Origin of the sequence: Roseibium sp. (genome assembly GCF_025698965.1) — a bacterium.
In the GTDB taxonomy this organism is placed as follows: Bacteria; Pseudomonadota; Alphaproteobacteria; order Rhizobiales; family Stappiaceae; genus Roseibium.
The window spans coordinates 1-11,466 of the sequence record NZ_JAILWL010000187.1; the positions used below are offsets into that span (position 1 = coordinate 1).

13 protein-coding genes are annotated in these 11,466 nt (G+C 55.8%); 8 read left to right on the plus strand and 5 right to left on the minus strand.

What is annotated here, in order from left to right:
* Window positions 1–750: 750 nt before the first annotated feature.
* Window positions 751–1,203, minus strand: coding sequence for a homoprotocatechuate degradation operon regulator HpaR (gene hpaR, locus K5905_RS16015; protein WP_297585677.1), 453 nt, complete (start codon window positions 1,201–1,203; stop codon window positions 751–753).
* A 102-nt stretch (window positions 1,204–1,305) separates the two neighbouring features.
* On the opposite strand from hpaR, the gene K5905_RS16020 reads away from it, so the two are divergent.
* The 8 genes from K5905_RS16020 (at window position 1,306) to K5905_RS16055 (ending at window position 9,108) form a co-directional block, all read left to right on the plus strand.
* On the plus strand, window positions 1,306–1,692 hold the full coding sequence (locus K5905_RS16020) for a 5-carboxymethyl-2-hydroxymuconate isomerase (protein ID WP_297585679.1): 387 nt from the start codon (window positions 1,306–1,308) through the stop codon (window positions 1,690–1,692).
* Between the two features lie 3 nt (window positions 1,693–1,695).
* Window positions 1,696–3,210, plus strand: coding sequence for a 5-carboxymethyl-2-hydroxymuconate semialdehyde dehydrogenase (gene hpaE / locus K5905_RS16025; protein WP_297585681.1), 1,515 nt, complete (start codon window positions 1,696–1,698; stop codon window positions 3,208–3,210).
* A gap of 38 nt (window positions 3,211–3,248) precedes the next feature.
* Window positions 3,249–4,103 (plus strand): 3,4-dihydroxyphenylacetate 2,3-dioxygenase, encoded by an 855-nt coding sequence (gene hpaD / locus K5905_RS16030; protein WP_297585683.1) that lies wholly within the window; start codon window positions 3,249–3,251, stop codon window positions 4,101–4,103.
* A gap of 23 nt (window positions 4,104–4,126) precedes the next feature.
* Window positions 4,127–5,107 (plus strand): 3,4-dihydroxyphenylacetate 2,3-dioxygenase, encoded by a 981-nt coding sequence (hpaD, locus tag K5905_RS16035; protein ID WP_297585684.1) that lies wholly within the window; start codon window positions 4,127–4,129, stop codon window positions 5,105–5,107.
* Between the two features lie 87 nt (window positions 5,108–5,194).
* A complete protein-coding gene (locus K5905_RS16040) occupies window positions 5,195–6,592 on the plus strand; it encodes a pyridoxal-dependent decarboxylase (protein ID WP_297585685.1) in 1,398 nt (465 codons plus the stop codon).
* Entirely contained in the window at window positions 6,589–7,440 is an 852-nt protein-coding gene (locus K5905_RS16045) for a fumarylacetoacetate hydrolase family protein (protein ID WP_297585687.1), read from the plus strand. The genes K5905_RS16040 and K5905_RS16045 overlap by 4 nt, the downstream gene beginning before the upstream one ends.
* On the plus strand, window positions 7,437–8,243 hold the full coding sequence (hpaH, locus tag K5905_RS16050) for a 2-oxo-hept-4-ene-1,7-dioate hydratase (protein ID WP_297585688.1): 807 nt from the start codon (window positions 7,437–7,439) through the stop codon (window positions 8,241–8,243). The genes K5905_RS16045 and hpaH overlap by 4 nt, the downstream gene beginning before the upstream one ends.
* Before the next feature lie 82 nt (window positions 8,244–8,325).
* Window positions 8,326–9,108: an aldolase/citrate lyase family protein gene (locus K5905_RS16055; protein ID WP_297585690.1), complete on the plus strand. Its 783-nt coding sequence runs from the start codon at window positions 8,326–8,328 to the stop codon at window positions 9,106–9,108.
* 19 nt (window positions 9,109–9,127) lie between these two features.
* On the opposite strand, the gene K5905_RS16060 is transcribed toward K5905_RS16055, so the two are convergent.
* From K5905_RS16060 to K5905_RS16075, 4 genes are all read right to left on the minus strand, one after another.
* Window positions 9,128–9,274: a hypothetical protein gene (locus K5905_RS16060; protein ID WP_297585692.1), complete on the minus strand. Its 147-nt coding sequence runs from the start codon at window positions 9,272–9,274 to the stop codon at window positions 9,128–9,130.
* A gap of 206 nt (window positions 9,275–9,480) precedes the next feature.
* Window positions 9,481–10,044: a hypothetical protein gene (locus tag K5905_RS16065; RefSeq protein WP_297585694.1), complete on the minus strand. Its 564-nt coding sequence runs from the start codon at window positions 10,042–10,044 to the stop codon at window positions 9,481–9,483.
* A complete protein-coding gene (locus tag K5905_RS16070) occupies window positions 10,045–10,578 on the minus strand; it encodes a dihydrofolate reductase family protein (RefSeq protein ID WP_297585696.1) in 534 nt (177 codons plus the stop codon). It lies immediately after the preceding gene.
* A 60-nt stretch (window positions 10,579–10,638) separates the two neighbouring features.
* Window positions 10,639–11,178 carry a hypothetical protein gene (locus K5905_RS16075; protein ID WP_297585698.1) on the minus strand — a complete coding sequence of 180 codons (540 nt, stop codon included), beginning with the start codon at window positions 11,176–11,178 and terminating at the stop codon, window positions 10,639–10,641.
* Between the last annotated feature and the right edge of the window lie 288 nt (window positions 11,179–11,466).

An 11,466-nucleotide genomic window follows, 5' to 3' on the forward strand; every position in this document is an offset into this window, starting at 1 on the left:
ACGCAACTGCCAATTCTAGTAAAATCTTTTCATTATCAATGACTTAGAAACATTTAGACACATCCGGAAATATTCAGAAACATTAGAAAGGAGGAGCAACAGCGAAATCATACAGCCGGGGCATCATTTCACCTCGACCGCACACCAAGCCGGCTGAACCGGATGTTCTGAATGGAAGGAACGACACCCGGGTCGTCGTACCGATTGGGTAAATGATTAGAATGAAAATGAATCCTGAAAACAAATTCCTGAACAGCTCTCGAAAGCCGGACCATTATCTAACGTATTTTGTAATTCCGGCACGCCTGTCGGCAGTTTTGGCGGTGTTTGCCTTGCTCAGCTTCAGGTTGACCGGTTATGCCAGCGCGCAAAGTGACGTTTACATTCGCGCCCAAGTTCCCAACGGCAGTCCGACCGGACTGCATGAAATCCTAGCCGCGCCGAGGAAAGGCTATTACGAAGCACAATATTGCGGCCGGACATACTGGGTCTTGCTGAAAACCGTAATCTGGACTGAGGAACAGAGCGAAGAAGGTAACATTCTTTTTTTAGAAGAAAACCTCGGCTCCAGCAGCAAGGTCCTATGCGTCGGACCGGCAGGATTCGCAACAATTGAAGACCTTGGCCTTAAAAAGAGTGACGTGTGGAAGCTTCGCAGAAAACCTCGCAGCGGTTATCGGAAGCAAAGATGGTTACCCTTTGCGCAAAACGGGTAATCACCGTGTGGTACGCTCACGCCGGTCTTGCCAGTCACAGGTTTTGAAAGTCTTCCAGAATATCAAGCAGCTGGTTCAGCTTTTCCCGGCCGATCACTTTTTCCATATGCGCGACGATCGCTTCGGCCTCTTCTAGATTATCGTAGATGATCGACTTTCCGGCTTCGGTGATGGCGACTGTCTGTTTCCGTCGGTCCCGGTCATCCGCATTGCGGGTGACCAATCCTTTTTCCGACAACGTTTGAACGATGCGCGTCTGACTTGGAAGAAGAAGGCAGGCCCTGTCTGCGAGTGTTGACGCATCCAGCGGACCAAACTCTTCCAGTACCCTCAGAATGCGCCATTGCTGTTCGGTGATGCCCGTATCGGCCAACATGTCCCGGATCGGCCCCATGACTTTTTCACGCGCACGGATAAGGGCGATAGGAATGGAGCGTTTGGTTGGCGGCAGCTTTCGGTCGGTATGGGTTTCTGGCGTGTCAGTCATTCTTAGCTCATATCGAATTCAGGCATTATTTCACACAAAAAGTTTGACAATTTCGACTCAATATATTTAACATAGCAAATATTGTGTTGTTAAGGAAATCCCATGCCACACATTTCATTGGAATTCTCCGCCAATCTGGAAGAGCGGATCGACATTCAAGCCCTGTGTGAGCATCTGCGGGTGGAAGCCTCAACGATTGCCGCTTTTCCGATGCCCGGCATCCGCGTTCGAGCACTGAAGGCGGACCACTACGCCATTGCCGATGGCAATTCGAAACACAGCTTCATCGATATTTCAGTTCGCCTTCGGGCCGGCCGGTCTGAGCAAGTGAAGCAGGACGCGGCTCAAAGACTGTTTGATGCTGCAAAAACCTATCTGGAACCGGTTCTGAAAACGAGTTCGCTCGCTCTGTCTTTGGAAATGAGGGACATCGACCCGGAGCTCTCGCCCAAAACAGGAACCATTCGCGATCACCTGGGAGACGCCTGACCCATGTCGGAACTTGACGCCAACATTCAAAAACTGAGCAGCTATCTGGAGCGTTTCCGGGCCACCGGCGTCCTGAACCAGATCGGAGGCGAGGCCAGGCCTGCTCTTTCCGGTGAAACCTTCCAGACGCACTCGCCGGTGGACGAGACACTGATCTGCGATGTTGCAAAAGGCGGCGCAGCCGACATCGATGCGGCAGCCAAGGCCGCAAGGGAAGCCTTCCCCGCCTGGCGAGACCTGGCCGCCACGGAACGGAAAAAAATCCTGCACAGGATCGCCGACGGGATTGTCGAACGGGCCGAGGAAATAGCACTATGCGAATGTTGGGACACTGGTCAGGCCCTCCGTTTCATGTCCAAGGCCGCTTTGCGAGGCGCGGAAAACTTCCGCTTCTTTGCAGACAGGGCCCCTTCCGCCCGTGACGGCCAGTCACTGCCCTCCGCAACCTTGATGAATGTCACCACTCGCGTACCCATCGGTCCTGTCGGGGTGATCACTCCATGGAACACACCGTTCATGTTATCGACCTGGAAGATTGCGCCTGCGCTGGCAGCCGGGTGCACGGTGGTCCACAAGCCGGCGGAATTCTCTCCGCTGACGGCGCGCATTCTGGCCGAAATTGCCGAGGAAGCAGGACTTCCGAAGGGTGTCTGGAATCTTGTCAACGGGCTTGGCGAAGATGCGGGCAAGGCCATGACCGAGCATCCGGACATCAAGGCAATCGCATTTGTCGGAGAAAGTCGCACAGGCTCGATGATCATGAAGCAGGGTGCCGACACCCTCAAGCGCGTCCACTTTGAACTCGGAGGCAAGAACCCGGTCATCGTCTTCGACGATGCAGATCTGGACCGGGCTCTCGACGCCGCGATTTTCATGATCTATTCGCTCAATGGCGAACGATGCACCTCTTCTTCCAGACTTCTGGTTCAAGACACGATTGCAGATGAATTCGAAGCAAGGCTTGTCGAGCGGGTCAACGCCATCCGGGTTGGACATCCGCTTGATCCGGGGACTGAAATCGGCCCGCTCATTCACAAGACTCATTTTGATAAGGTCACAAGCTATTTCGGCATTGCGCTGGAAGACGGTGCGACCATCGCTGCCGGCGGGACACGCGTAGGAAGCGAAGGATACTTCGTTCGCCCGACACTGTTCACCGGGGCCAGCAACCAAATGAACATTGCTCAGGAAGAAATCTTCGGACCGGTCCTGACCAGTATCCGCTTCAAGACGGAAGATGAAGCCCTCCGGGTTGCGAACGATGTCGACTATGGCCTGACTGGATATGTCTGGACCAATGACCTGACGCGCGCAATGCGCTTCACCGACCGCCTGGAAGCGGGAATGATCTGGGTGAATTCAGAAAATGTCCGCCACCTGCCGACACCCTTTGGCGGCGTGAAGGCAAGTGGAATTGGCCGTGACGGCGGTGACTGGTCGTTCGAATTCTACATGGAGCAGAAGAACATTGCCTTTGCCACAGGCCAACACGCGATCCCGCGCCTCGGTGCGCTGTAATCGCGGAAAACCGCAACTTGTGAATTTGGGAGGAAAGAATGGGTGAAATCGTTCTAGCAGCAAAAGTAACGCATGTTCCGACCATGCTGATGTCGGAGCAGCCCGGGCCGGTCGAAGGCAAACGCCAGCCGGCCATCGAAGGTCATTACGAAATTGCCCGCCGGGCCAAGGCGCTCGGGGCCACAACAATCGTTGTCTGCGACACGCACTGGGTCGTCAATGCAGGCTTTCATATCAACGCAAACAAAAGGTTCGAAGGCCTTTTCACCTCCAACGAGTTTCCACATTTCATTCAGAACCTGCCTTACAGCTATCAAGGCAATCCGGAGCTTGGGGATGCCATCGCCAAAGCTGCGATGGACAAGGGCACGCACACGCTTTCTCATCATCTCGACAGTCTTGAACTGGAATACGGCACGCTTGTTCCGATGCGTTTCATGAGCCGCGAGCACGAGATGAAAGTGGTCTCTGTCGCCGCCTGGTGCACAGTCCACGATCACGCAGAAAGCCGATCCATCGGAGAGGCCATCCGCGATGCCGTGGAAGCAAGCGACGAAAAAGTCCTGCTGGTGGCGTCAGGGTCACTTTCTCACAAGATCTGGGCAAACAAGGACTACGCCGCCAACAACGGCACATTCACAATTTCCTCTGAATTCAATCGACAAGTGGATCTGCACGTTCTGGACATGTGGAAGAACGGTGATCATGCCACTTTTCTCAAGATGCTTCCCGAATACGCCGAATATTGCTGTGGCGAAGGCTCCATGCACGACACAGCGATGCTTTACGGGGCGCTTGGCTGGGACAATTACGCAGCCAAATGTGAAGTTGTGACAGAGTATTTTCCAAGCTCCGGCACGGGCCAGACCAACGTCATCTTCCCTGTCGAATAACAACCCGCAGGAAATCCGATCCGATGCCAATCCCCGCACCCAATCTCTATCCGCCTTTCAACATCGTCCGGCTCAGTCATGTGGAACTGGTCGTCACCGACCTGGCGAAAAGTCGGGCGTTTTATGTCGACACGCTTGGGCTTCAGGTCACGGACGAGACCCCGGAGGCACTTTATCTGCGTGCCATGGAGGAACGAGGTCACCATTGCATCGTACTCAGGAAAGGCGAAAAGCCTTGCGCACGGGATCTCGGCTTCAAGGTCTTTGACGAGGAGAATCTCGACAAGGCTGCGCATTTCTTCAAAGCGAGGGATCTGCCGGTTGAATGGGTGGAACGCCCCCATCAACAACGGACTTTCTGGACCCGCGACCCGCACGGCATTCCGCTCGAATTCTATAGCAAGATGGACCGGCTGCCACCGATCCATCAGCAATATGCTCTTTATCGTGGCGTCAAACCGCTGCGGATCGACCACTTCAACTGCTTTTCACCGAATGTCGACCAGTCCGTTGCCTTTTACAACGAACTGGGTTTCCGCGTGACGGAATATACCGAAGATGAGGAAACCGGACGACTGTGGGCCGCCTGGACGCACCGTAAGGGTGGTGTTCATGACATTGCCTTCACAAATGGCAAAGGTCCGCGATTGCATCACACGGCGTTCTGGGTTCCGACGCCGCTCAACATAATCGACCTGCTTGATCTGATGTCGACCACCGGTTGGGTCTCAAACATCGAGCGCGGACCCGGTCGCCACGGTATCTCCAACGCCTTTTTTCTTTACATTCGCGACCCGGACGGTCACCGGATCGAGATCTACTGCTCCGACTATCAAACCGTCGACCCCGACCTTGAGCCGATCAAATGGGACCTGAAAGACCCACAACGCCAGACCCTTTGGGGCGCACCGGCACCAAAAAGCTGGTTTGAAGAAGGATCTCTGTTTGAAGGGACGGGCATCCGCGAAGCCGATCTGGCTGCCCAGCCGATTGTTGCACCATGAACAGCATATGCAGTGACATCGGTCCCGAAAGATGCCTCAGTGCTGCAACAGACGATGCTCGTCGGGAACCGGTGCTGGGAGTGACGCATGGATTGGGATGAATTCGCCCATTGGGGCAAGCACATAGCCGACTGGTCGGCGGACTATCACAAGACCCTGTCCGACCGGCCGGTGCGTGCACAGACAAAGCCGGGTGAAATTGCAGCACAGCTGCCCTGCACACCCCCGGAAGGTGCGGAGAAAATGGAAACGGTCCTCGCCGATTTCGAACGCATCGTAATGCCCGGCATCACCCATTGGCAGCACCCGCGTTTCTTCGCTTACTTTCCTGCAAATGCCGCCCCGCCGTCCATGCTGGCGGAAATGCTGGTAACGACTATCGCCGCCCAATGCATGCTCTGGCAAACCTCACCGGCGGCGACAGAGGTCGAAGGCGTAATGATCGACTGGTTGCGCCAGGCGCTGGAGCTGCCGAACGGTTATACCGGGGTCATTCAGGACAGCGCCTCCTCCGCGACATTGTCGGCGGTTCTCACCATGCGCGAGCGGGCGACGGGCTATACCGGCAACAGGCAGGGCCTCTTCGGCAAGGGCAATTTGCGTATCTACTGTTCCGATCAGGTTCACAGTTCCATAGACCGGGCATGCTGGGTGGCCGGTATCGGGCAGGAAAATCTGCGCAAACTCCCCGCCTCCGGCCCCAGACATTCCCTCGATATAAACGCCTTGAAAGAGGCAATCGCCGCCGATCGGGCGGCCGGTCACATTCCCGCGGGCGTCATTGCGGTGACAGGTGGGACAGGCGTCGGCGGTTCGGACGAGCTAGGTCCTGTCCTGGAAGTGGCGCGGCAGGAAAATCTATACACCCATCTGGACGCTGCCTGGGCAGGGGCAGCCATGATCTGCCCGGAATTCCGATCCGACTTCTGGATGGGTGTCGAAGGTTACGACAGCATTGTCTTCAATCCCCACAAATGGCTAGGCGCGCAGTTCGATTGTTCCGTGCAATTCCTGTCCGACCCGGAGCCTCAGCTCAACACGCTGAAAATCGAACCGGAATATCTCAAGACCTCGGGCGATGCCGTCACCAATTATTCGGAATGGACAATCCCGCTCGGCCGCCGGTTTCGAGCGCTCAAGATCTGGTTCCTGATACGGTCCTACGGTCTGGACTGTCTGCGGCAACGCATTCGCAACCATGTCGCCTGGTCACGGGAAATTTGCGAGAAAATTCGTGCGATGGACGGTTTTGAAATCGTCACCGAGCCTGTGCTCAGCTTGTTTTCATTCCGCTGTCCCGGAGACGATGCGGCTCAGCAGCGTCTTGTCGATGCGCTTAACGACGACGGCCGCATCTACCTGACCCAGGGCGCTTTTCAGGGACGCAAGATCATCCGGTTCCAGGTCGGACAATTCGACACCACCCGGGAGGATGTCCTTGAAGCGGCGGAAGTCATTCAGGACGTCTGGAGAAAACTTCGATGAAATTCGCAACTTACGCAGCCGGTGGTCAGACCTTTTATGGCGCTGTGGCCGAAGACGGCATGATTGCCCTGTCGCCGGAGTTTCCACAGTGGCCGACACTCCTTGATGCCGTGGCCGGTGACGGTCTGAAGGCACTGGCAACAGCTGCTAGGGACAAACAGGTCACCCACTCCGATTTTACTTTCGAAATGGTTCTGCCGAACGCACAGCGCATTGTGTGCGTGGGCGTGAATTTTCCAGACCGCAACGCGGAATACAAGGACGGCAGCGCGCAGCCGAAATACATGTCGCTCTTCCCCCGCTTCGCCAGTGGATTTACCGGTCATGGACAACCTCTGATCCGGCCACCTGAAAACCACACCCTGGACTATGAAGGTGAGGTCGCCATTGTCATCGGCAAGAGCGGAAGGCGGATCAGGGCGGAAGACGCCTATGACCATATCGCAGCTCTGACCCTGTGCAACGAAGGCACTATCCGCGACTGGGTCCGGCATGCGAAATTCAATGTCACCCAGGGCAAGAACTGGGACAAGTCCGGAGCCATGGGACCATGGTTGGTACCCTTCAGTGACGCCGCGCAGCTGGATGAGGCCCGCCTCATCACCCGCGTCAACGGCGAGGTCCGTCAGGACGATTACCTGAAACGGATGATGTTCCCCATCCGCGAGGAGATTGCCTATATCTCGACCTTCATGACCCTTCAGCCCGGGGATATCATTGTCACGGGCACGCCAACCGGCGCAGGAGCCCGCTTCGACCCGCCGCGCTACCTCAAGCCTGGCGACGTTGTTGAAATCGAAGTCGAGGGTATCGGCATCCTGCGCAATGGCGTGGAGGATGAAGCATGACCTTGACGGCTCATGAGATTGGTCAGGCGGCACAAGATCTTCACAACGCTGAACGGGATCGAACGCAGATCGGCCTCCTGTCCCTGCGCTATCCCGGCCTGGATATGAATGACGCCTACGCAATCCAGAACGCCTTGACGCACCTGAAACTTGAAGCCGGGCGCAAGGTCATCGGCTGGAAGATCGGCCTCACGTCCAATGCGATGCAGGACGCACTCAAGATCGACATTCCTGACAGCGGCATGCTGTTTGACGACATGCTCTTTGAAAATGGCGGAACCATTCCCGAAGGCCGGTTCATCCAGCCCCGTGTTGAGGCTGAAATCGCCTTCGTCATGAAATCGGCTCTGGGCGGTTCCAAAGTGTCCAGACAGGACGTGCTGGGCGCTACCAAATGTGTCTGCCCGAGCCTGGAAATCCTGGACACGCGCATCCACCGCGCTGATCCGGAAACTGGCAAAACGAGAAAAGTGTTCGATACAATAGCCGACAATGCCGCAAACGCCGGGCTTGTTCTGGGCAATGAACGTCATGCGCCAGGTGATTTCGACCTTCGCTGGACCGGTGCAATTGTCTCCAGGAACGGTGAAGTGGAAGAAACCGGGCTTGGCGCAGGTGTCCTCAACGATCCCATTGAAAGCGTTGTCTGGCTGGCTCGCCGCATGGCAGATTACGGTCAGACGATCGAGGCCGGGCAAATTGTTCTGTCCGGATCCTTCATCCGGCCAATCGAATGCACGCCGGGCAGCCAGATCGCTGCCGATTTCGGCCCATTCGGGGCCGTGTCCTGTTCCTTTAACTAGGGTCTGGTGAGATTCGGACCAGAAATCAGACACGCGCCACGACCGAAACCTCAATCTCACCAGACCTTAAGCGAGTCCCAAAATGCCGGCTCCCAAGAACCTCTTCAAAGCCAACCTTCTGGAAGGCCGTGTACAGACGGGCTGCTGGGTCGGCCTCGCGGATCCTTATGTCGCCGAGATCACGGCATCAGCGGGTTTCGATTGGCTCCTGATCGATTGCGAACACGCCCCGAACGACCTTCGTTCCATGATGGCGCAGCTGAAAGTGATCGAGGCCTCCGACAGTCGGCCGGTCGTGCGACTGCCCATTGGCGAGACATGGATGATCAAGCAGTTTCTGGACGCCGGAGCCCAGTCCCTGCTGATACCGATGGTCGAGAGCAAAGAGCAGGCGGAAGCCCTGGTGGCCGCCGTCCGTTATCCGCCGGAAGGTGTTCGTGGGGTCGGTTCGGCCCTGGCGCGGGCTTCGAGATTTGCCGCAATCGGTGATTATCTCACCACGGCGGATCGGGAGATCTGTTTGCTGGTGCAGGTCGAAAACCGGGCCGGGCTCGCGGCGCTTGACGAAATCCTGACCGTTGAGGGGGTGGATGGTGTCTTTGTCGGACCTGCCGACCTTGCCGCCGATATGGGACATATCGGCCAGCCCATGCATCCGGATGTCGTTGCAGCAATTGAGGACGCACTCATACGCATCAAAGACGCCGGGAAGGCGCCGGGCATCCTGAGCACCAACATGGATTTCATGAAAAGATGTGTGGAACTGGGCGTTCTGTTCGCGGCGACATCTATTGACGTCACCCTCTTCGCTTCCGCCATTCGCGCAGAGGCAAAACGAGCTCGGGAACTCGTCTCAGAGCAATAACGCCAAGACCTCTGTGACCTTAAGGCGTCACCGGCGTGTGCAGGGTCGTAACCGGATGACCGGAAAATGTCTTGGTTTCGGTCAGAGACTGGCTTGGGTTCGTTGCCTTGGCAGCGGCAACGCCGACAAGGACGAGAGCAACAAAGGCAAAGCTCCAGAATTTCATTTTGCACGCTCCATAAGTGACAAGAGACAGCTTGGCGATCGGGCAAAGCGCCTCCTCAGTCGAAGGATTCGAACTTCGACTTTAGTCTATATTATACTTTAGGAGCATATGACGCAAATTTGCAACGTAACTCATTGAAAAACATAAAGTACGTCGCGACAACACACTACGTTTTTCGATCACCGGAGCGACTCGTTTCCTCGCGATCAGGGTGCAGCCTTTGCAAGAACCCAGTCGAGGCTGCGCAAGAATTCCTCATCTGCTGGTGATTGTTCGCGTGGAGCTGCGGCAGCGGCAAAGACAAAGCCGTGGGTGTAATCCACCAGGAGGTTGAGGAGCACATCACCCTCATCTCCGTTATTGAGGCGTCGTGTGTTTTCGCGAATTTCCTGCGTGAGGGCTTTGATGTCCGAACTCATCAAGGAAGGATCGACCAGCATCGCCCGCACCAGACTGCTGTATTGCAAGGCACGGTGGCAATAGTCGCTCAAAAGACGACGAAGGTTCGCTTCGGGTTTCTCCTCAATGTGATCTCCAACCAGACCCCGAAAGGCAAGCGCCACAAGATCCGTCAGCATCTTGTGCCGTCCGCCGACATGGTAGCTGACGGCCATTGCCGTTACCTTTAAGTCCTGTGACAGCCGCCTGAAGGAGATCGCCTCTACTCCCTCGTTTCGAGCGATCGACAACGCTGCTTCCAGAATGATTTTGCTTGAAAGTTTGTGCGCGGTTTTCTCTGGTCGTCCCGCGAATCTCCTGCGCTCGGCCATTCAAATCACCCGATAGCGCAAATCGACAAGCCCCGATTTGAATTCGCGCACGCCATCAAGACGCAGGTCCATATCCTTATCCAGGTCACCGAACAATCTGATACCGCTTCCGATCAGGATTGGTATGAGAGTGACCTTCATATCTTCAATATAGCCTGCCCGAAGAAAGGTCTGAACGACGGCAGCACCGTCTACATAGACACGATTGATACCTTGCCGCGACAATTCACTCATCAGGGTATCCGGATCCAACCGGCTGAGCTTGACCTTGTCCTTCAAATGCTCCGGAACATCGCTGTCATTAAGCGACCGGCTGAGAACTATGACAGGCTTGTTATACGCCCACTCATTAAATCCGAGAACGGTTCTGAACGAACCCGACCCCATCACGATCACATCGATCCCGCTCATGAATTCTTCAAAGCCGTAGTCTTCGCCTTGCGTTTCCTGCTTCATGAGCCAGTCGATTGTGTGGTCTTTGCGGGCAACAAATCCGTCGAGAGTCATTGCCATCATCACGTGTCCCGTGGGCATGTCAGGCTCCTCATTTATTATACGCTGTATAATTACGAAATTGCCTTATGTCAAAGACGGTCACTCAGGCGGTTTATCGGCGAAATAATGCTCACCGGTTTCCTGGTGCGGCCCGAGCTTCAGGGTCGACCGGCTGCGGATACTGCGAACGAGTTGAACCGCATCCCGGTAAGAAACCGGTTCAAGCGCGGATCGGGAGCGATGAAGCCAGTCGGTTGTTACTTCCAGCAGCACAAGGCCGCTTCGCCTTTGAGACAACGGCGGCGGCAGAACCTGACAGGCGCGACCCGTACCGTCGGTATAATTGGCCAAAAGGCTCTGATAATAGGCCCAGGCCTGCCTGTTCGGCTCCTTGTTACCATTGCCGGCACGCGCGTCTGCTCTGAGACGGTCAAGCTCCGACGCGCTGACATTCCCAAAAAACAGATGATTTCCAGGTGGCGGGTGATAGCCGATATTGTCTTTGGTTTTGTGCGACTGGGTGAAATGTGATCCGGTCGCGAAATAAACGGTTGGCCTGATCTTGTTGGCACCGCGTGTCACTCCAACAACGTGCACGGCGGTGTAGTTTGACGGCAGGTCAAGTCGGTCGGCGGGCATACCGCACCCTCCCAGAATGAAACCGATGTCACCCTGCTCACAAAAATAGGCAATTGAACGGCAACGCGCTTCAACTGTAAGTTAGCTCAACGTCGCTGCCACGAGTGTTTTCATAACCGGGAAACGTGCGACCGGACCTGTCCGGCTTCGTACACTTGTCAGGAATCCTTGGGCTTCCGGCGTTGCGCTGCCAATTCCTTGGTGTAGGCCAACAGGGAGTCCAGCTGCGCCGCCGCTTCCTGGCTTTGTTGTGTTTCAAGCGCCCCGGCCAACGCTTCGTGAAGCTCG

Bases quoted from the DNA above. Each gene is read 5' to 3' on its own strand.
- K5905_RS16040 (WP_297585685.1), top strand. From the start codon at position 5,195: ATGGATTGGGATGAATTCGCCCATTGGGGCAAGCACATAGCCGACTGG.
- hpaR (WP_297585677.1), bottom strand. From the start codon at position 1,203: ATGACTGACACGCCAGAAACCCATACCGACCGAAAGCTGCCGCCAACC.
- K5905_RS16060 (WP_297585692.1), bottom strand. From the start codon at position 9,274: ATGAAATTCTGGAGCTTTGCCTTTGTTGCTCTCGTCCTTGTCGGCGTT.
- hpaD (WP_297585683.1), top strand. From the start codon at position 3,249: ATGGGTGAAATCGTTCTAGCAGCAAAAGTAACGCATGTTCCGACCATG.
- K5905_RS16065 (WP_297585694.1), bottom strand. From the start codon at position 10,044: ATGGCCGAGCGCAGGAGATTCGCGGGACGACCAGAGAAAACCGCGCAC.
- hpaE (WP_297585681.1), top strand. From the start codon at position 1,696: ATGTCGGAACTTGACGCCAACATTCAAAAACTGAGCAGCTATCTGGAG.
- K5905_RS16075 (WP_297585698.1), bottom strand. From the start codon at position 11,178: ATGCCCGCCGACCGACTTGACCTGCCGTCAAACTACACCGCCGTGCAC.
- K5905_RS16055 (WP_297585690.1), top strand. From the start codon at position 8,326: ATGCCGGCTCCCAAGAACCTCTTCAAAGCCAACCTTCTGGAAGGCCGT.
- hpaD (WP_297585684.1), top strand. From the start codon at position 4,127: ATGCCAATCCCCGCACCCAATCTCTATCCGCCTTTCAACATCGTCCGG.
- K5905_RS16020 (WP_297585679.1), top strand. From the start codon at position 1,306: ATGCCACACATTTCATTGGAATTCTCCGCCAATCTGGAAGAGCGGATC.
- K5905_RS16045 (WP_297585687.1), top strand. From the start codon at position 6,589: ATGAAATTCGCAACTTACGCAGCCGGTGGTCAGACCTTTTATGGCGCT.
- K5905_RS16070 (WP_297585696.1), bottom strand. From the start codon at position 10,578: ATGCCCACGGGACACGTGATGATGGCAATGACTCTCGACGGATTTGTT.
- hpaH (WP_297585688.1), top strand. From the start codon at position 7,437: ATGACCTTGACGGCTCATGAGATTGGTCAGGCGGCACAAGATCTTCAC.